17 protein-coding genes are annotated in these 17,823 nt (G+C 52.8%); 3 read left to right on the top strand and 14 right to left on the bottom strand.

Translation table 11 applies throughout. The features are described from left to right. Positions 1 to 6: 6 nt before the first annotated feature. The 3 genes from AC1WNR_RS00710 to AC1WNR_RS00700 all read right to left on the bottom strand — a co-directional run bounded on the left by AC1WNR_RS00710 (position 7) and on the right by AC1WNR_RS00700 (position 2,889). Positions 7 to 609 (bottom strand): DUF6198 family protein, encoded by a 603-nt coding sequence (locus AC1WNR_RS00710; protein WP_481642644.1) that lies wholly within the window; start codon positions 607 to 609, stop codon positions 7 to 9. Further along, positions 606 to 1,409 (bottom strand): ion transporter, encoded by an 804-nt coding sequence (locus tag AC1WNR_RS00705; protein ID WP_481642643.1) that lies wholly within the window; start codon positions 1,407 to 1,409, stop codon positions 606 to 608. The genes AC1WNR_RS00710 and AC1WNR_RS00705 overlap by 4 nt, the downstream gene beginning before the upstream one ends. Before the next feature lie 184 nt (positions 1,410 to 1,593). Then, positions 1,594 to 2,889 (bottom strand): DEAD/DEAH box helicase, encoded by a 1,296-nt coding sequence (locus tag AC1WNR_RS00700; RefSeq protein ID WP_481642642.1) that lies wholly within the window; start codon positions 2,887 to 2,889, stop codon positions 1,594 to 1,596. Between the two features lie 277 nt (positions 2,890 to 3,166). Between AC1WNR_RS00700 and AC1WNR_RS00695 the strand changes: the two genes are divergently transcribed. Then, positions 3,167 to 4,942, top strand: coding sequence for an ABC transporter transmembrane domain-containing protein (locus tag AC1WNR_RS00695; RefSeq protein ID WP_481642641.1), 1,776 nt, complete (start codon positions 3,167 to 3,169; stop codon positions 4,940 to 4,942). A gap of 97 nt (positions 4,943 to 5,039) precedes the next feature. On the opposite strand, the gene AC1WNR_RS00690 is transcribed toward AC1WNR_RS00695, so the two are convergent. The 4 genes from AC1WNR_RS00690 to ilvC all read right to left on the bottom strand — a co-directional run bounded on the left by AC1WNR_RS00690 (position 5,040) and on the right by ilvC (position 9,799). Beyond that, complete coding sequence (locus AC1WNR_RS00690) at positions 5,040 to 5,975, bottom strand: dihydrodipicolinate synthase family protein (protein ID WP_481642640.1); 936 nt, start codon at positions 5,973 to 5,975, stop codon at positions 5,040 to 5,042. 88 nt (positions 5,976 to 6,063) lie between these two features. Then, positions 6,064 to 6,633 (bottom strand): gamma-glutamylcyclotransferase, encoded by a 570-nt coding sequence (locus AC1WNR_RS00685; RefSeq protein WP_481642639.1) that lies wholly within the window; start codon positions 6,631 to 6,633, stop codon positions 6,064 to 6,066. Positions 6,634 to 6,767: 134 nt separating this feature from the next. Further along, positions 6,768 to 8,210 (bottom strand): molybdate ABC transporter ATP-binding protein ModF, encoded by a 1,443-nt coding sequence (gene modF / locus AC1WNR_RS00680; RefSeq protein WP_481642638.1) that lies wholly within the window; start codon positions 8,208 to 8,210, stop codon positions 6,768 to 6,770. A gap of 116 nt (positions 8,211 to 8,326) precedes the next feature. Then, complete coding sequence (gene ilvC, locus AC1WNR_RS00675; protein WP_481642637.1) at positions 8,327 to 9,799, bottom strand: ketol-acid reductoisomerase; 1,473 nt, start codon at positions 9,797 to 9,799, stop codon at positions 8,327 to 8,329. Between the two features lie 173 nt (positions 9,800 to 9,972). Between ilvC and ilvY the strand changes: the two genes are divergently transcribed. Then, complete coding sequence (ilvY, locus tag AC1WNR_RS00670) at positions 9,973 to 10,848, top strand: HTH-type transcriptional activator IlvY (RefSeq protein ID WP_481642636.1); 876 nt, start codon at positions 9,973 to 9,975, stop codon at positions 10,846 to 10,848. Between the two features lie 128 nt (positions 10,849 to 10,976). After that, on the top strand, positions 10,977 to 11,876 hold the full coding sequence (locus tag AC1WNR_RS00665; RefSeq protein WP_481642635.1) for a hypothetical protein: 900 nt from the start codon (positions 10,977 to 10,979) through the stop codon (positions 11,874 to 11,876). 62 nt (positions 11,877 to 11,938) lie between these two features. Here AC1WNR_RS00665 and AC1WNR_RS00660 read toward each other — a convergent pair whose 3' ends face one another. The 7 genes from AC1WNR_RS00660 to AC1WNR_RS00630 all read right to left on the bottom strand — a co-directional run bounded on the left by AC1WNR_RS00660 (position 11,939) and on the right by AC1WNR_RS00630 (position 17,770). Then, the gene (locus tag AC1WNR_RS00660) at positions 11,939 to 12,475 is read right to left on the bottom strand and encodes a GNAT family N-acetyltransferase (RefSeq protein ID WP_481642634.1); all 537 of its coding nucleotides are present in this window, start codon (positions 12,473 to 12,475) and stop codon (positions 11,939 to 11,941) included. 2 nt (positions 12,476 to 12,477) lie between these two features. Then, complete coding sequence (locus tag AC1WNR_RS00655) at positions 12,478 to 13,332, bottom strand: amidohydrolase family protein (protein ID WP_481642633.1); 855 nt, start codon at positions 13,330 to 13,332, stop codon at positions 12,478 to 12,480. After that, positions 13,325 to 14,203 carry a phytanoyl-CoA dioxygenase family protein gene (locus AC1WNR_RS00650; RefSeq protein WP_481642632.1) on the bottom strand — a complete coding sequence of 293 codons (879 nt, stop codon included), beginning with the start codon at positions 14,201 to 14,203 and terminating at the stop codon, positions 13,325 to 13,327. The genes AC1WNR_RS00655 and AC1WNR_RS00650 overlap by 8 nt, the downstream gene beginning before the upstream one ends. A 2-nt stretch (positions 14,204 to 14,205) precedes the next feature. Beyond that, positions 14,206 to 14,985: a 2-keto-4-pentenoate hydratase gene (locus AC1WNR_RS00645; protein WP_481642631.1), complete on the bottom strand. Its 780-nt coding sequence runs from the start codon at positions 14,983 to 14,985 to the stop codon at positions 14,206 to 14,208. Positions 14,986 to 15,048: 63 nt separating this feature from the next. Beyond that, positions 15,049 to 15,969, bottom strand: a complete 921-nt coding sequence (locus tag AC1WNR_RS00640) for a DMT family transporter (RefSeq protein ID WP_481642630.1) — start codon at positions 15,967 to 15,969, stop codon at positions 15,049 to 15,051. A gap of 22 nt (positions 15,970 to 15,991) precedes the next feature. Continuing rightward, on the bottom strand, positions 15,992 to 16,333 hold the full coding sequence (locus AC1WNR_RS00635) for a DUF3127 domain-containing protein (RefSeq protein WP_481642629.1): 342 nt from the start codon (positions 16,331 to 16,333) through the stop codon (positions 15,992 to 15,994). Between the two features lie 87 nt (positions 16,334 to 16,420). Beyond that, a complete protein-coding gene (locus AC1WNR_RS00630; protein WP_481642628.1) occupies positions 16,421 to 17,770 on the bottom strand; it encodes a M1 family aminopeptidase in 1,350 nt (449 codons plus the stop codon). Positions 17,771 to 17,823 lie beyond the last annotated feature (53 nt).

The following is a 17,823-nucleotide window of genomic DNA, read 5'->3' as shown; positions in this document are numbered from 1 at the left end:
GCGGTGCTAAAAACCGGTGTAGCGCCCCGGCTTGTGATTGACCGTTATGACGAAGTTCAACACCACAGCGCCCGCGACCGAAACGACGAGTAGCCAAGGCGGGATCAACCAGAGCCCCGCTACAACGATGCTCACATCCAGCGCCATCTGTGTTTTACCTACAGCTATACCGTAGCGGTCTTGAATATAGAGCGCCAGCACATTGAAGCCACCGAGGCTCGCTTTGTGTCGAAACACAATCAGCAGACCGATACCTACCAATAAACCACCGCCAACTGACGCGAAAACTGGGTCAATCGCTTCTATTTGTAACCAAAGAGGGATAAGTTCCGTCATTGAGGATACTAGGAAAACAGCAAACAGCGTTTTCAGAGTGAAGCGCCACCCCATCCGTTTTACAGCTAGTATGTAGAACGGCAGATTCACACAGAAAAGCGTCAGACCAAAATTTATACCCGTCGAGTAGTGAAGCAGTATCGCCAGCCCCGTTGTACCACCCGTCAGCAAGCCCGCTGTTTTCAGAAATAGTACGCCCACCGCCACCGCCAAAGCACCGGTAAAGATCGCTTGGAGGTCCTCAAACAGCGAGTGTTTCTTCAGTTCACTCATCTGCGTTGCGCCAACATCTGTTTGATCTCAGTGAGCTCCGCTTTGAGGTCGGCGATGGTTGGCTCATTCGCTGCCTCGGCCTCCTCGCGCATGATGCGTTCATGCTCCTCGTTCATCACGTTCACGACGATACCGATCACCATATTGAGGAAAGCGAAGGCGGTGAGGAAAATAAACGACAGGTAGTAGATCCAGCTAAGCGGGTAGACCGTCATGGTCTCGTACATAACGTCAGTCCAGTCCTCAAAGGTCATCACGCGGAACAGCGTTAGCATGGAGACAGCTACATCGCCCCAGAGCGTCGGGTTAATGGCGTGGAACAGCGTCGCACCAACCGCCGCATAGACGTAAAAGATGATAAACATCAGCAAAATAACGTAACCCAACTGCGGCAGCGCCTTCACCAGAGAATTCAACAGCATCCGCAGCTCGGGGATGATAGACACCATTCGCAGCACTCGGAACACACGAACAAGGCGAGCTACAAGTGCAGTATCGGCCTGGCTGATCGGAACCAGACTGATCGTTACCACAAGTGTATCGAACACATTCCAGGGATCGTGAAAGAAGCGCTTCTTGTTCTCATGGGCGATGAACCGCACGCTGATCTCTAGAAGGAAGAAGATCGTTACAGCGATATCCAACCAGTAGACGATCTGCTCTCCGAGCGGGCTTAACTGGAAGGTTTTCGCGCCAACTAGTAGTGCTGAGCCGATGATGACTGAGATAACACTGAGCTCAAAAATTTTGTTTGAGCGAATACGCTCAAATGCATTCAGCGCCTGATTGGAACTGCTCATAAATAACACCAGAAATAGTTAGAAATTGACGCGTAGATTAGTGAATCTGAGGTTGGAGAACAACTACTGTAGGAGGGCTGTAGCGCGCAGCGCTATTGCCCGACACTTATACCGAGATAGAGCCGCGAAATAGAGCTTCGCTCTACATCGCTCGTACTACGGCTAAGCGCAGTGCCTCTCACGATCATTTCTTAAACAGCGACTGGCGCAGGGCCGGGCGCGACTTGTCCTTTTGATACTCAGTCGGAGCAGGCTTAGCGGCCCTCTGCTGTTTATTCGCAGCACGCTCACGCTTGCTGGGGTTGCGCTTCTTCTCTGAGAGGTAGCCACCCTCCACCAATTTCCCGTCTTCAAGTGTCGGCACCGGCTGTAACTGCAGCGGTTTACCAATCAGCTCCGATATCGCCTTGAGGAAACGGCGCTCGTCCCCACCCACCAGCGAAATTGCATGCCCTTTAAGGCCTGCGCGCCCTGTACGACCAATACGATGCACGTAGGCTTCAGGCTGGTTCGGTAGATCAAAGTTCACCACCTGAGGCAGCGCTTCAATATGCAGACCGCGAGCGGCAACGTCAGTGGCAACCAATACGCGAATTTCACCATTGGTGAATTGCTGCAGAGCAGCTAGTCGCTCGCGCTGCTTACGATCACCATGAATGGCGGCAGCGCTGATACCCTCGGCAAGCAGCGATTCGGTAAGCGCATCGGCACCCGCTTTTGTACGCGTAAATACCAATGTCTGTTGCCAGTTGCCCGCCTGAATCAGGAAGGCGAGCACATCAGCTTTATCGCCCCGCTCCACTGCATAAACACTCTGCTTCACCTGCTTACTAGCCGAATTACGTGCGGCGATGGCGATGCGCTTAGGCTCCGTCAGAATGCGTTCGGCTAGTACTTCAACGGAGTCATTCAATGTGGCCGAGAACAGCAGGGTTTGGCGTTGTTCGGGGATCAGGGCGAGCAATTTGCGAATATCGTCGATAAAGCCGAGATCGAGCATACGATCGGCCTCATCAAACACCAACATCTCAACCTCTGCGAGCGAGATCACCTCATGGCGAATCAGATCTAACAGGCGACCCGGAGTCGCGACCAAAATATCGGCGCCGCGTTTAAGTTTGCGAATCTGATTGTCGAAACGCACACCGCCGTAAATCGCGACCACACGCATCTTCAACGCACGACCGTACTCTAGGGTGTCATCCGCCACCTGCACGGAGAGCTCTCGCGTGGGTACCAATACCAGGCCGCGAATCTGACGATACTCGCCTTCGACATGAAGCGTACTAAGACGCTGAATCATGGGCAGCGCAAAGCTGGCGGTTTTACCGGTACCCGTTTGCGCTTCTGCGATCAGGTCATGACCTTTCAGAACCTGTGGAATCGCCTTCTGCTGCACTGGGGTCGGCTCGGCATAGTCGAGCACGCTCAGCGTCTCAAGCAGCTCAGTGCGAAGTCCAAGATCAGAAAAGCCTACCATGCCGTACCTTTACCTGTGAATGTGAAGCGCCCATTTTACAGTAGGAGCGAGCGAAGAAGGCGATTTTTGTAATCCGCCGGATGTCGGGTAATACAGCTGCGCTGTACAACCCTCCTACAATGGCTCTTTGTACGAAGAATCTGCGGGTCGGGTCGCGTCGTTCGGCTGCACCTCACAACCCTCCTACAACAGCTCTCTGTAGGAGGAACCTGCGCGCAGCGCACGGTCGCGACCCAACACAGTGTATGATATGCGAAATCTTTGAAGAGTCTTATCAATGTCCCAAACCTCTCGAGCTGACGCCCGCGCGACCAAAGGCAAAATCAGCGCTCTGCGTCCGGTTCTCAAATTCATCACGCCCTACCGTTGGCGTTTATTTGGTGCGGCGCTTGCACTGATGTTCACAGCAGGGGTAACACTGTCGATTGGTCAGGGGATCCGTCTGCTGATTGATGGAGGCTTTGCCTCGGACTCGGCGGCGGCACTAGCCGATTCAGTTGAGTTCTTTATGATCCTGATTGTGCTGCTGGCTGTGGGTACCTTTACGCGCTACTACCTGGTCTCGTGGATCGGTGAGCGGGTCACCGCGGATATGCGCAAGGCGGTGTTTAACCACATTATCTCGCTGCACCCAGGCTTCTTTGAATCCACTTCAAGTGGCGAGATTCAGTCTCGCATCACCACCGATACCACTCTGATTCAAACCGTAGTGGGATCATCGGTCTCGGTCGCGCTGCGCAACGTGCTGATGTTCCTCGGCGGTATTATCTGGCTGTTTATCACCAATGTGAAGTTCACGCTAATACTGCTAGGTACGGTGCCCCTAGTGGTCATACCTATCCTGATATTCGGACGCAAAGTACGCCAGCTCTCGCGCAGCACTCAAGACAAAATTGCTGACGTAGGCAGCTATGTAAATGAGTCGCTCTCCAATATAAAAACGGTGCACGCGTTTAATCACCAGGCCGAGGACCGACAACGCTTCGGCGCGCATGTCGAAGATGCTTTCGATATATCGGTCATACGTATTAAGCAACGCGCCTGGCTAACCGTCGCGGTTATCATTTTGGTCTTTGGCGGTATCTCGGTGCTGCTCTGGATCGGCGGTCAAGATGTGCAATCCGGTGCAATCACCGGTGGCGAACTGGCAGCCTTTCTCTTCTACGCCATCATGGTAGCGACTGCCATGGCCTCCATTAGTGAGGTGATGGGGGATCTACAGCGTGCGGCCGGAGCGACTGAACGACTAATCGAACTGCTAAACGTCACCAACCTAATCACTCCCCCTACAAGCATCAAAACGCTACCCAATAGCGCACAGGCGGATATCAGCATTGAAGAGATCAGCTTTAGCTATCCTACTCGACTCGATCACTTAGCGATCAATCAGCTATCTCTGCATATTGGGCGCGGCGAGACCCTGGCTTTGGTTGGCGCTTCAGGGGCAGGTAAATCGACAATGATCGATCTGTTGCTACGTTTCTACGACGTACAGCAAGGGCGAATCGCTTTTGACGGCGTCGATATTCGTGATATCGACCCACTCGAGCTGCGTGAGCACATCGGTCTAGTGCCACAAATGCCCACGCTCTTCAGCGGCACCGTCCTCGATAATATACGCTACGGCACGCCTGAGGCCTCAGAGGCTAAGGTCATTGAAGCGGCCAAAGCAGCCTATGCGCATGAGTTTATTGAACGCCTGCCAAATGGGTACGAGTCGCAAGTCGGTGAAGCCGGTGTCCGTCTCTCGGGCGGACAGCGTCAACGTCTAGCCATCGCACGAGCGATACTCAAGAATCCCCAGTTGCTGCTACTCGATGAGGCAACCAGCGCCCTCGATGCTGAATCTGAACATATGGTGCAAAAAGCCCTCGATAGCCTCACCAAAGAGCGCACCACACTGGTCATTGCGCACCGCCTCGCAACCGTGGTGAATGCGGATAGAATTGCCGTGCTAGATCAGGGCAAGTTGGTGGCTACCGGAACTCATTCTGAGTTGATCGAGAGCAACTCACTCTACAAACGCTGGGCTGAGCTGCAGTTCGGGAAGTAAGAACCTCGTGTAGGAGGTATTTTCGCGCAGCGAAAGTGGCGACCCATAAAGTTGCGTCATTTGGCTTCGCCAAATAACCCTCCTACAGAAGTTCTATCTAACCCAGCTCAGCAAGGCGGCGGGTTTGGCGTTTCACCAAGCGGTCTATATCGGCAATATCTTGCGCCGAAAGTTTAGGCCCCGGTTTACGAATCGTAGCGCTGGCAATCACACCGCGCTCAGCTAGGAGGTGCTTGCGCACGGCTAATCCAATACCGGGCTGTTGTTCATAGCGTGAGAGCGGCAGGTAAGCATCAAATAGGTCGTGCGCGCGCTCAATATCACCTCTCGCATGAGCAGCGACAACATCGACCATCATCTCTGGGTAAGCAAAGCCGGTCATAGCGCCATCGGCGCCACGCGATAGCTCCTCGGGTAGGAACAGACCGCCACCGTTACCTGTCAGTATCGATATACGTCGCGCCTCTCCCTTTTCACTCGCTGTACGGTACGCAGAGATCTTCGCCAAGCCCGGAACATCTTCATGCTTGAGCATCACACAGGTGGGTGAGTTCTCGACAATACGAAGTATGACTGCAGCGGACATCTTAACGCCCGTTGAGACAGGATGATCTTGCAACACCCAAGGCACATCGGGGCCCAGAGTTTCGGTAACCATATCGAAGTAGCCAATGATCTGATCATCTGTTCGCATAGTCGACGGGGGCGCAACCATAACGCCAGACGCACCAAGGTCCATCACACTTTGGGTCAGCTCTTTCATTGGCGCAAAACCCGCAGCAGACGCCCCCACCACTACAGGAACTCGACCATCAACACGCTTGAGTACCTGCTTAACAAACAGGCGGGACTCTTGCGCTGTGAGTTTGGTCGCCTCACCCATGATGCCCAAAACAGTCAGGCCTGTAACACCAGACTCCAAACAGAAATCGACCATTCGATCAGTACTGTCCAAATCTAGAGCACCCGAATCCGTAAACGGCGTAACAGTGATAAGGTAGACGCCCTTTGCCGTCGCATCCAATGTATTCACATCAAGCTCCTATTGTTCGTGAATCATCTGAATGTATCGGTTCAGACCCCTTGTTCCAAGTCTTGGTGATAGAAAATAGATAGTGCTCCTATTGGCGCATTTCTCTAAGTAGGCGGTCGATTTCGAAGACGTGCTCATCCGTCTCGCCTTGCTCGCGCAATGCCTCGGCAAGCAGTTGAACATATTCAGCGTTGGGGCCGCTGGGGCCGACACTGTGAAAGATCTGTTTCGCGATCTCTTCTGCGGGGGCAGGCCCAACAAAGGCGGGGTTATCGGGCTGACCGATGTAGACAACGCCGGGGTGTGAATCGCCATTGGTGAACTCCAGCGTCTGAATTGAGCGAAGATAACCGTTCTTTTCGCGATGGTCTAGGTGATCGAAGACATCAAGCGAGACGCGGTACGCGATACCGAAGCAGCGTTCGGCAGGTGCCTCGATAAGCGTTAGGACGCGCCCTGGCTTTTCTGGTGTACCGCGGTGGTCGTGGCTGCCTTGCCAGAATCGGCGCTGCCAGCCGGTGATGTAGGCTGGGGCTGATTCGGCGTAGGGGAAGTCGACCTTGTAGATTAGCGAGCCGTAGCCGAAGAGCCAGATCTGATGCAGCGCTTCTATGTCGCTGCGATCGGCGTTGATTTCGCGGGTGTCGTGGCTCGGCATGGTCTTTACCTTCGCTGTGGGAGCGCAGTTTTACTGCGCGATTTGTCTATCTGAGAGGCAGCATAATCGCGCAGTAAACTGCGCTCCTACGCGGCGATTTGCTTGCCCTGAAGAATGCGCTCCTACGGGGCGATTTAGCTGTTCTTCTCTAGTTTCAGATAGTTCTCTATACCTTTTATCTGATCTTCGGCGTGATGGTTCACATAGAGCACAGTTGTTTCGCCCGCTTCACAGATCTTCTCAATCAGCGCCAGTACCAACTGACGGTTCATATCATCAAGACCTAGACAAGGCTCATCAAGAATTAATAGCGGTGGATGCTTAACCATTGCACGGGCAATCAAAAGCAGACGTTGATCGCCGTACGAGAGTTTGTTGAAGGAGTCATCTGCACGTTCAGTCATACCGAGCAGCGCTAGCCACTGATCGGCGATCTCCTTCTGCGCATCGGTCGACTTGGTGTACATACCGATGCTGTCGTAGAAGCCAGAGATGATTACGTTCTTACAGCTGACACTAACGCGGTACTCCCACTGCAGCGCACTGGAGACAAAGCCGATGAACTGTTTGATCTGCCAGATCGATTCACCGTTGCCCCGCTGAAAACCAAATACGAAGATATCGTTGACGTAACACTGAGGATGATCACCGGTAATCAACGACAGCACGCCAGTTTTACCGCTACCGTTCGGGCCACTCAGCTGCCAGTGTTTACCACGCTCGATCGTCCAGTTGAGCTTATCCACAATGACCGTATCACCATATTTGATGGTGGCATCAGTCAGGCGTACCAGCGGCTGAGCCGAGTCGAGCTGTGGCAGAGAGTGTGCAGGATCAGTTGATGGAACAGCCAGATCCGTCGTTTTCAGGTGCAGCAGTTGGTAAAGGTCGGCGTAAGCGGCCTCGTCACTGCGATCCACTGTAAACGACAATGTACCCGCATCGCCCGGACGCTTCTCGGTATAGGCGATATGGGTCACGAAATCGGGCATCTCATCGAAACGGTTCAACACCAATACCATAGGGGTGGTATCGATGATCGACGCCAGATGCTCCTGCAGCATCGCTAAGGTATCGGCATCCAGTCCATCAAAGGGCTCGTCCAGTACCAGCAGATCCGGCTTATTGGAGAGCTCACGAATCAGCATTAGCTTGCGCGTCTCACCGGTGGAGAGCTTGCGAAAAGCACGATCCAGCAGGTGTGACAGTCCAAACTTCTCAACTAGCTGCTGCGCCAACTCGGCATCAGCAACATAGTCAAAGATCATCTCACTGACGGGAGTCCCCTCTGAGATAACGTCCATGATATCCGCATCATCTTTTTTCAACTCCCGCGCAATCAGCTCTTTCTGTACCTCAAACGAGACGAGACCAATGCGCGCAGGAAGGCCCTCCAACGAGCCAGATTTAATATCACCCGCCCCGGCAAGCACTGCCGCTAACGCTGATTTACCAGAGCCGTTAGTGCCGGTGATAACCCAGTGCTGGTCAGGCTCGAGCGTCCAGTTGATATCGAGCAGGTCGAAGCGCTCTTCAAAGTTAACGTGCAGGTTGTCTAAACGTATTGCAGATGCCATTACCGATACCTACGCAATCAGAAATTCAAAAAAGATGACTAGCTTCTCAAAAAGAGAAAAGCCGAGTGCTCCTCGCGAGGCACCCGGCTTTTAGAAGATCTAATTCCTATCAGAAATTAAACGATCTTCTTCATGTCAGACATGTAACCACGCAGCTTGGTACCGATCTTCTCAACTGGGTTAGAGCGCAGTGCAGTGTTCACCTCAATCAGACGAGCGTTATCAACACCGTTGTCTTCAGCGTTCAGACCGCGACCGATAACGTCAGACTTGATGCCTTTCATGAAATCGCCCAACAGTGGAACACATGCGTGGTTGTACAGGTAACAACCGTACTCTGCAGTATCAGAGATAGTTGCGTTCATTTCGTACAGTTTCTTACGTGCGATAGTGTTCGCGATCAGCGGAGTTTCGTGCAGAGACTCGTAGTACGCTGATTCGTCAATGATGCCAGCAGCAGTCATAGTTTCGAACGCCAGTTCAACGCCCGCTTTAACCATTGCAACCATCAGGATACCGTTATCGAAGTACTCCTGCTCAGAGATCTCCATGTCGCCTGCTGGAGTCTTCTCGAAAGCAGTCTCAGCAGTTTCTGCGCGCCAGCCCAGCAGATCTTTGTCATCGTTAGCCCAGTCTTCCATCATCACGCGTGAGAAAGTACCGTCCATGATGTCGTCCTGGTGCTTGTTGTACAGCGGACGCATGATCTCCTTGAGCTCTTCAGACAGGTCGAAAGCTTTGATCTTAGCTGGGTTAGAGAGACGGTCCAGCATGTTAGTCACGCCGCCGTATTTCAGTGCTTCAGTGATAGTTTCCCAACCGTACTGAATCAGCTTAGACGCGTAACCAGCGTCAACGCCCTCTTCGATCATCTTGTCGAAGCACAGCAGTGAACCAGTCTGCAGCATGCCACAGAGGATAGTCTGCTCACCCATAAGGTCAGACTTAACTTCAGCGATGAAAGATGACATCAGAACGCCAGCTTTGTGACCGCCGGTGCCAACAGCGTAAGCCTTAGCCAGAGCCAGACCTTCACCCTTAGGATCGTTATCTTCGTGCACAGCGATCAGTGTAGGTACACCGAAGCCACGAACGTATTCAGCGCGAACTTCTGAACCTGGGCACTTAGGAGCAACCATGATTACAGTCAGGTCTTCACGAACCTTCATACCCTCTTCAACGATGTTGAAACCGTGAGAGTAAGAGAGGCAAGCGCCCTGCTTCATCAGGGGCATTACAGCGTTGACAACAGCCGTGTGCTGCTTGTCTGGAGTCAGGTTAAGAACCAGGTCAGCAGTTGGGATCAGCTCTTCGTAGGTACCTACAGTGAAGCCGTTCTCAGTTGCGTTTTTCCATGACTGACGCTTCTGCTCAATCGCTTCAGCACGCAGAGTGTAAGATACGTCTAGACCTGAATCACGCAGGTTCAGACCCTGGTTCAGACCCTGAGCACCACAACCGATAACAACGATTTTCTTACCTTTCAGCGCATCTACGCCGTCAGCGAACTCAGACATTTCCATGAAGCGACATTTTGCCAGCTGAGCAAGCTGCTCACGCAGTGGCAAAGTGTTGAAGTAGTTAGCCATGCTTAACACATCCCAATTTTGGTGAAATTAACGACTCAGATGCCCGATAAACAGCGCAGATGATTCGCGAATGCGTGCAATGTACAGAAGCCAAACCTTTTCGTAAATTGATATATTTGCAAAACAACGTCCCATATTTCGCAACACAATCGATAAAGGTTTAGAATGGCGCAATGAACCTAAAGACCCTCAGCCACTTTCTTGCTCTTGCAGACACGCTGCATTTCGGCCGCGCGAGTGAAGAGTGCCATATCAGCATCTCAGCACTGTCGCGCAATATCCGTCAGTTGGAGGAGGAGTTAGGGGTTAGTCTGTTTAATCGCGATAACCGCACCGTTGAGCTTACCGCTGAGGGGCAGAAGTTTCTGCAGTTCGCTCGCGATACCGCCAGCCAGTGGAATCTCATTCGCCACGAACTAACCGATAAGTCCGGTCAGCTGAGCGGTGAGATCAGTATCTACTGCTCGGTAACCGCTAGTTACTCCTTCCTTTACGAGCTGCTTAATCGCTTCCGTCCAGTGCATCCGGGTATAGAGATTAAACTGCACACGGGCGATCCCGATCGCGCCATCTCACGCATTTTGGACGGCAATGAAGAGGTCACCATCGCCGCACGCCCAGATATCGTGCACCGTGGATTGGCATTCAAGCCAATCACACAGTCTCCGCTGCTATTTATCGCCCCGCTTCAGCCGCAACCGAATCTGCCAACCACGTCGCCTAAAAACACTGCAGAGTGGGCCCAAGTGCCGATGATTCTGTCCGAAGCGGGGGTTTCACGCGGGTGTGTGGACGAATGGTTTAGAGAGCAAGGCATCGCACCGAATATCTATGCGCAAGTGGCCGGTAACGAGGCGATCGTAAGTATGGTGAGTCTTGGGTTCGGGATCGGTGTCGTACCTAAAATCGTGTTGGACAACAGTCCACTGGCAGAGCGCGTCCAAGTGCTTGAGGTAGACCCTGCGCTCGAGCCGTTTGATATCGGACTATTCACGTTGAAAAAGAGCCTGAAGAACCCACTAGTATCGGCTTTTTGGGAGCTGATGTGACAGCTATACTGAACCGCTGTAGGAGTACTGTACGCCCAGCGTTTTGCACGACCCATCGCAAATATCCTATAACGAGTTGCGCTACGATCAATGTAAACAACTACTCTAACAATAACCGGCCGCTCTCTATGCAGAAGAACCTCGCAAGCTTCGTACTATCGATCCTAGGGCTGACACTTTCAGCTTACTCACTCGCTCAAGAGCCGTTTCTGCATCCTCACTGCTTTGCCGATTTCGGTAAATCGGTGTTCTCCGGCGAGGGGATAGATCCAGAGAAGCCGCTGAACTGCGATCCCGAATTGATCAAACTACCGATTGAGACGCACAGCTGGGACAACCAGGGCGAGCAGCAGACCAGCTTCTCTTCAGATAATCCTGAAGACCCTGAATACCCGGGCTACGCTGGTTTCAACAGCTACTCACTTTTTCGCAGCTTCGATACTGGTGAGGATAGTGAACTCGCCTTCTTAGAGTTGATGTTTAACACTGGGGGCTCTGGCCACTTTGGTCTGCTGGCGATGGTTAGCAAAGAGGCGAACGGTGAAGCCTATCCACTCTGGTGGCAGTGGGCCGGTGATCGCTGTAACGACGGTTATCCCAGCTTTATCGGTCTAGCAGATGAGCAGCTCTTCTACTCAGTCGCGGCCACCCCTTTCCGTCTGCTCAATCCTCTGGATGATACTGACTGGCGCATGCAGAGCATGCTTGAGATGCTCAACCCCGATGCGTCTGGTGACACGCCAACCACTCTAGGGGGCTGGCAACCCTATGACGACCTAGCCAACTGTGCGGTCTGCTGCGCGGGCGAGCGGGTCTATGCGATGGGGCTAAACGATGGCTTCTCACGCATGGTTGGCGTAAAGATCGACAAAGAAGCTTTCCTAGGAGAGACACAGGGCGAGGTGCAAGCCTGTGTAAACGAGTGGTTTGCCCAGTCAAAGTTTGCGGCAATAGAGCGAAACAGACTTATCGACTTTGAACGCTGGCAGCCCGCTCTGAGAGAGATTCAGAGCGCCTGCCGACGTTAACGCGGTAGCGGGGCGTTGAAAGTGACTCAATTACCGCGGACATCTGTCTCGGAAACGCCGATTTACCAGATTGCCGGATCTGCAAATGCGGGTTGCGTTCGTGGCGTTCCACTGAGACCTAGCAGCTTATCTTGGCCCAAAGAGAGACCTAGCCAACCAATCGGCATAGAGAGAGGGTAAGGCGCAGCAACAGTCTGAACGGATACCGTTTCAAATCCGAAGCGACCATAGTAGGCGGGGTCACCATAAGTCATCACAACTACCACATCGCGCGATCTAAGTTCGCTTAGCCCCGCTTTGATAAGCGCTGAACCGAGGCCGCTACGTTGTTCCGCTGTAGCGACTGCGACCGGCGAGAGCAGATAAACCTGCTCACCGTCAGGAAAATCCAACTGGCTAAAAAAGATCGCAGCCACCAAACGCTCATCGAGATAACCCCCAAAGCCCAAAATCGCGGGCGCGCCCAACGAGTCAAAGACCTTTCCAACCAGAGACTCCAGCATCTTGCCCTCCTCAACCCCTTCGGACTCAGTGAATACCGTTCTAAAGAGGTTAAGGGTTTCAAAGCGGTCAAGCGGCGTCAGTTCACGTATCTGCATAGCTACTCTCTGTGTGAATCATCAAAAAATCGTTGGGCATTCGTGTAGCTCAGCTTCGTTGCTACCGATGGCGGTAACTGCCAAAGCCAGAGGCGAATTTGATCAGCAACCTCAGCATAATTGCGCCAGCGATTCAGACTGTAGGTATCAACAGCGACCAATAATCGATCCTGGTTGCGCACCAAGAAAGCATGCCAATCGGGAGTAAGGCGGTTACGCTGCGGGCCATTAACAATGGGGTTTCCAAGCAATAACGTGTCGCGCACTGAGGTGTCGATATAAAGCCCTTCTGGGTAGCGATCTAGCAGCTGTTGCAACAACTCGATCTCGGGCTCAGTTCCTAGGTGTGCCCAGAGCACACGTGCTTTAGGATTGAGGGTAAACACCGTCTCGATGACTTCAGCATCGCCATGTATTAGCATCGGTAGGCGATGCTGACGGGCTAAACCCACTAAGCCTGCTAAGACCTCACTTTCACTGTCCTGAGCAAAGATATGCAGCTCGCCAATACCACTAAACTCGCCGCTCTCTAGCGCTGCCTGAGCCTCATCAATCTTTGCCGGTTGATGCATCCAGGTCTGTTTATCCAGTGCCCCGCCATAGACCGAATAGAAAGGAATAATGCGATCTGGATACCTCTTGAAACAGAGCTGGGAGGAGTGGTTTCCCCCACTAGTGATCAGCACCCGTTCTACCGATGCCGCGTCTAGGGCCGCTATCACATCTGCGCAATCAAACTCGGTCTCGTAATCACGCTCGTGGTGCGAGTGTGGATCAATTAATCTGAGCGCAACCTCTGCTTGGGTGGAGGACCCCAGCATAGTCAGCAAAGCGAACAGGAATAGATGGCTATTCATGAAAGGGATCTTTGGCTACCCGGGTATTAGCTAACTTTACACTGGCCTGTGCCGCTCGAATCTCATCATAGGCACTCAAGGCGTCAGGGTGAAAAAGTGCTTGAGGGCGATCTATCGGATGAAACGCACCGAAATCATATTCTCCGCGAGCAAGCACCGCGTAATCAGGCGCTTCGTTCTGCGGCCGGACATCAGTCGACATATAGCGGATCACGACTCCGATACGCCTATCATCGCTTGTGTTAGGGCCGGAGCCATGAATTGTCATCCCATGATGCAGAGATATCTGACCCGGCGCCAGCTCAATGGGTGTGCGCTGACTAGGTGACACATCCGCCTGAACCTCTTGGCCTCTCGAAAGAAGATTATCCTCTGCAAAGGTGTCTTTATGGGGCTGAATTGCCAACTTGTGGCTTCCACTAACAAACTCCATACAACCGCTTTCAGTCGTGGACGGAGAGAGTGCCAGCCAAGCCGTCACCATCTTCTGTGTATCACCCAAGCCCCAGTAGGTTAGGTCCTGATGCATACTGACAAACTGACGGGTATTAGGCTCTTTGATAAAGAACTCGACCCCGTAGATTAGAATATTAGGACCCAGAATCCCCTCAACAACGTCCAAAAGCTCGGAGCGTTGAGCCAAGTCATAGGCGAAGGGCATGACGGCGTGGGCATTGACCCGTTTGTAGGTTTTCACCGAGCGCGGCAGGTCTGCCTGCGCCCAGTCAGATTCAATCCGTTCGAGTTCCGCGCGTATCTGAGCGGCGTGAGCTTCACCAAAGACCTGTATCGGAAAGAGGTAGCCCTGCTCCCAGTACTTTTCGACCTGAGCATCAGTCAAATGTCCCCGCTGCAGCTTCAACGCCTCCATAATTAGACTCCGAGCAGTGCTCTGGCCTCACCAATGCCGGGGAAACGCGCGATCACATCGCTGCCAGGCGACACCACAAGGGTTCCTAGACAACTGCCGGCAGTAAATAGGTCCCCAGCTTTAACACCGCCTGTACGGTTGATGACCTGATTGACGGCAGAGGGTACAACCTTGAACGGATCGATCACCGTATTACCGCCAACCACACTAAGTTTGAGCTCGCCATCGACCCAAAGCTGGGCCTCTTGCTGCGCCATATCAACGCTCTGCCAATCGCTGAAGGCCTCGCCAACCACCATGACCCCCGAGTTCTGGTTATCTGCACATTGCCAATAAAACGGCGCATCACGCCAACCCTCTATACGGCTATCGCAGATCTCGATATTGACCACGATCGCATCGATCGCTGCGCGTATCTCTTCGTCAGTATAGGGCTCGTCCCGTTGAGGTAGGTCTCTGCCTATTCGATAGGCAATCTCCGACTCTGCAGCAATTTCATGCAGTAGATTTTCCGGTACTTTCTCACCATTAGAAAATACGCGATCTGTATAGATCGGTGCGACAAAGCGATCTGACTCTGGCGTCTGACAACCGCATTTCCAGTTAGAAATACGCTGGTCTGCGACTTGCTCCAAAGCATTCCAAACCCGCTCTTGAATAGCATAGGCATCCGCAAAATCGGTCGGTGTTAGCGATGCGGGAAGTTGATTGATACGTTTGTGCTGACGATGAGCAGTAATCAGTAGTTCGGCGGCTTGAGAGACTTCAGAGGAGGATAGCATCGGAGCTCCTTGGGATTCGGATTGTGCTCAGATATTCCGACGCCAGATGCAAAGTTGCAACGATTATTTACTGCGCAATCCTAGCTGCTTCGAGATAAAACTGTGGGCGCTAACCAACGTAATTCCGACGACGACCAGCAGGGTGCCAATGAGAAAACGCGGCCCAAAGCTCTCATCGAGTAGCAGTACGCTGAGCATCACGCCCAACACAGGGGTCAAAAACGAGAAGACGCCCAAGCGTGAGGCCAGGTAGGTTTTCAACATCCAGAACCAGACCAGATAGCTAAAAAACGACACAACTACGACCTGAAAGGTAAAACTGGTCAATACCAGCGGTGTTGGAGTGAAGCGCAGATCGTCGGTAAACCACGCCACTGCGAGCAGCAATAGGAAACAAGCAACCAGTTGGTAGATCAGCGTTAGGGCCGCGGGTGCCCGGGTAAGGCTGGTAGTGCGCACAACCACGGTTGTCGAACCCCAGATTGCCCCAGCAGCAAGCGCCAGAAGATCACCGATCAGAACATCGCTCAGCCCCTGATCGGTCGGTTCCCAAAAAGCGATCACGATTCCGCCGAACGCCAGTAAGATACCCAGCCATTGAAGCCGATGTAAGCGCTCGTTCGGTAGATAGATCGCCAATCCGATAGCCGCGAAAATGGGCGCGGTGTAGAGCAAAACAATCAAATGAGCGACGTTAGTAAGTTCGATAGCGATCGCCGCAAGCATGAACTCCGAGGCAAACAGCAAGCCCGCAAGCGCTCCCGGCCAGAAGGTCGGCTCGGTGTGGGTAAAGCCGCCTTGACGGCGCACCAAAACAAACAGGGAGACAAGCAGCGCACCAAAGCCACAACGCAACGCGGTTTGTAGCATTGGAGAGAAGTCAGCCGCGGTCGCTTTGAGTGCGACCTGCTGAGTTGCCCAGATGACGCAGAGGAGCGTCATCAGCATGGTTGCACGGGTGTCTATGGGAAGACGATGATCCACTCAGATTCGTACTCAGAGAGGGTTAGAAGGGTACATCATCGAGATCATCGTCGAACGGAGGCGGTTCCTGAACGGGTGCAGCACCCTGCTGACTACCGCTGAGGTTCTCCACTTTCCAGGCGCTGAGGTTATTGTAGTAACGCCCGTTATGCTCACGGCCACGGATATCAAACCACACCTTTACAGAATCACCCACTGAAAGGCTATCAAGCAGATCCGCTTTGTCCTTTACGAACTCAAGGTTTATGTCTTGCGGGTAGTTGCCGTCCTGCACAGTCACCACCAGCTCTCTTTTCGAGAAACCACTAGCAAAGGTCTGAGGCTGTTGAATAACTTTGACGGTTCCGGATAGTTCGTAACTCATGAGAGCGTTTTTTCCTTAACAATGCATTTTCGGCTAGTTTTACAGGGCTGGTGCAGTGAGTCCAGTGGAATCATTTTCTGATTGCTCTTACTGCTTAGTATCCAAGCGACGCAACACCTCAAAGTGCGGATCCACTACCACTGTATCGATCTTATTCGCGAAGATGAGATCAACCTCGGACCACTCCCTATTAAACTGTACCCAGCGCGTTTCGGCAGACTCACTGCTTAGAAACTTTATGGGTAAACGGCCCGTCTGAGGGGCGTTTGTCGCATGAATGGACAGTACAACCCTGTAGCCATTCGACGCTTGCATCTGATCCGCTATCTCGACTGAATAGCTGGGTAGTCGCTGCGCCGCTAACCAGAACTCGAAATCCGCGGAGAGATCAACGCCACTCGACTTCGCTAAGGCATGTTGTATCTCCGACCATCCGGCTGAGGCGCCTCTCGAGCTGTTCCAGAATTGGCGTATCCCTGTGTAGAAAGCCTCATCACCCAAGCGCTGGTGTAGCATGTGAAAGAACATCGCACTCTTGCCATACCCAACAGACTGATCGGTGCGTCTCGGGGCATACCTGAAACGACCCAAGGGCTCATATGAATCGACTCTATTGAGTGCCTCCAGCCAGCCTCGACGCATCTCCATGGCTTTTGCCTCGGACTGTTGCTGCGCTAACGCATAGTCGGCCATAAAAGTGGTCAACCCCTCAGCCCAGTTTCCTTGTTGGTAGTTAACCTTCACACCCGAGCCCCACCAACCATGCAAAACTTCGTGCGCCAGCGATCGCCCCAGCATGTAGGAGTGCCCCAATATCTGTTCGCTCACATAGGTCATACGGTCCAATCCGAGTCCGACCGGAAGCGGTGCAGAAACAACGGAAAAGCGCTCGAACGGATAGGGTCCAATACGATTTGAGTACCCTTCTAGGTAGGTGGCAACTGCTCTCAAGTAGGCCGGAGAGTCCGGCTGATTCTCGGGCTTAAAGTACGTTCTCAATTCGATGCTTTGGTCATTCAGCTCTAGTATTTCTGTGTTGATCAAATAAGGGCCAAAAAACACGTGAAGCTGGCTAAGGTCCTCGTCGCTATTGATGCGGTATTCCGCTATGTACTGGCCATTCGCATCTAACTCACTCACCCGCCTGCCGGAAGCCACACCAGGATAGCCCGAGGGTGATTCGAGCCGCAAATAACCGCCCGCCCACACCGCAGGATCTAACCAATCGATGGCGCTGAAAAGAAACGCCCCCCCCTCACCCACACCGAAACGGCTATCGGGCTCCGAAATCTCTGGAAGTTTCCCTGTCAGAGTCACTAGATCTTGCGTCTGAGCTGTTACGGCTAAAAACTTCGGTATTTCATGTTCGCTCTGAGGCATTGCTTGTGAAGGTATGCTGATCAGCAGGCTACTTGATTGGGGATCAAAACGTATCACTGTAGGCTCGCTGGCATGCACCGAACCGAGAAACAAACTGAGACTTAAGAGAG

It is taken from the genome of Marinobacterium marisflavi, from assembly GCF_982447095.1.
This window is presented reverse-complemented; position numbering and strand designations above follow the sequence as displayed.

What these genes read in the sequence shown, in the direction of transcription:
- AC1WNR_RS00655 (WP_481642633.1), bottom strand. Translation starts at nt 13,332, where the DNA reads ATGAATAGCCATCTATTCCTGTTCGCTTTGCTGACTATGCTGGGGTCC.
- ilvY (WP_481642636.1), top strand. Translation starts at nt 9,973, where the DNA reads ATGAACCTAAAGACCCTCAGCCACTTTCTTGCTCTTGCAGACACGCTG.
- AC1WNR_RS00695 (WP_481642641.1), top strand. Translation starts at nt 3,167, where the DNA reads ATGTCCCAAACCTCTCGAGCTGACGCCCGCGCGACCAAAGGCAAAATC.
- AC1WNR_RS00650 (WP_481642632.1), bottom strand. Translation starts at nt 14,203, where the DNA reads ATGGAGGCGTTGAAGCTGCAGCGGGGACATTTGACTGATGCTCAGGTC.
- AC1WNR_RS00665 (WP_481642635.1), top strand. Translation starts at nt 10,977, where the DNA reads ATGCAGAAGAACCTCGCAAGCTTCGTACTATCGATCCTAGGGCTGACA.
- modF (WP_481642638.1), bottom strand. Translation starts at nt 8,210, where the DNA reads ATGGCATCTGCAATACGTTTAGACAACCTGCACGTTAACTTTGAAGAG.
- AC1WNR_RS00710 (WP_481642644.1), bottom strand. Translation starts at nt 609, where the DNA reads ATGAGTGAACTGAAGAAACACTCGCTGTTTGAGGACCTCCAAGCGATC.
- AC1WNR_RS00635 (WP_481642629.1), bottom strand. Translation starts at nt 16,333, where the DNA reads ATGAGTTACGAACTATCCGGAACCGTCAAAGTTATTCAACAGCCTCAG.
- AC1WNR_RS00705 (WP_481642643.1), bottom strand. Translation starts at nt 1,409, where the DNA reads ATGAGCAGTTCCAATCAGGCGCTGAATGCATTTGAGCGTATTCGCTCA.
- AC1WNR_RS00700 (WP_481642642.1), bottom strand. Translation starts at nt 2,889, where the DNA reads ATGGTAGGCTTTTCTGATCTTGGACTTCGCACTGAGCTGCTTGAGACG.
- AC1WNR_RS00660 (WP_481642634.1), bottom strand. Translation starts at nt 12,475, where the DNA reads ATGCAGATACGTGAACTGACGCCGCTTGACCGCTTTGAAACCCTTAAC.
- AC1WNR_RS00685 (WP_481642639.1), bottom strand. Translation starts at nt 6,633, where the DNA reads ATGCCGAGCCACGACACCCGCGAAATCAACGCCGATCGCAGCGACATA.
- ilvC (WP_481642637.1), bottom strand. Translation starts at nt 9,799, where the DNA reads ATGGCTAACTACTTCAACACTTTGCCACTGCGTGAGCAGCTTGCTCAG.
- AC1WNR_RS00645 (WP_481642631.1), bottom strand. Translation starts at nt 14,985, where the DNA reads ATGCTATCCTCCTCTGAAGTCTCTCAAGCCGCCGAACTACTGATTACT.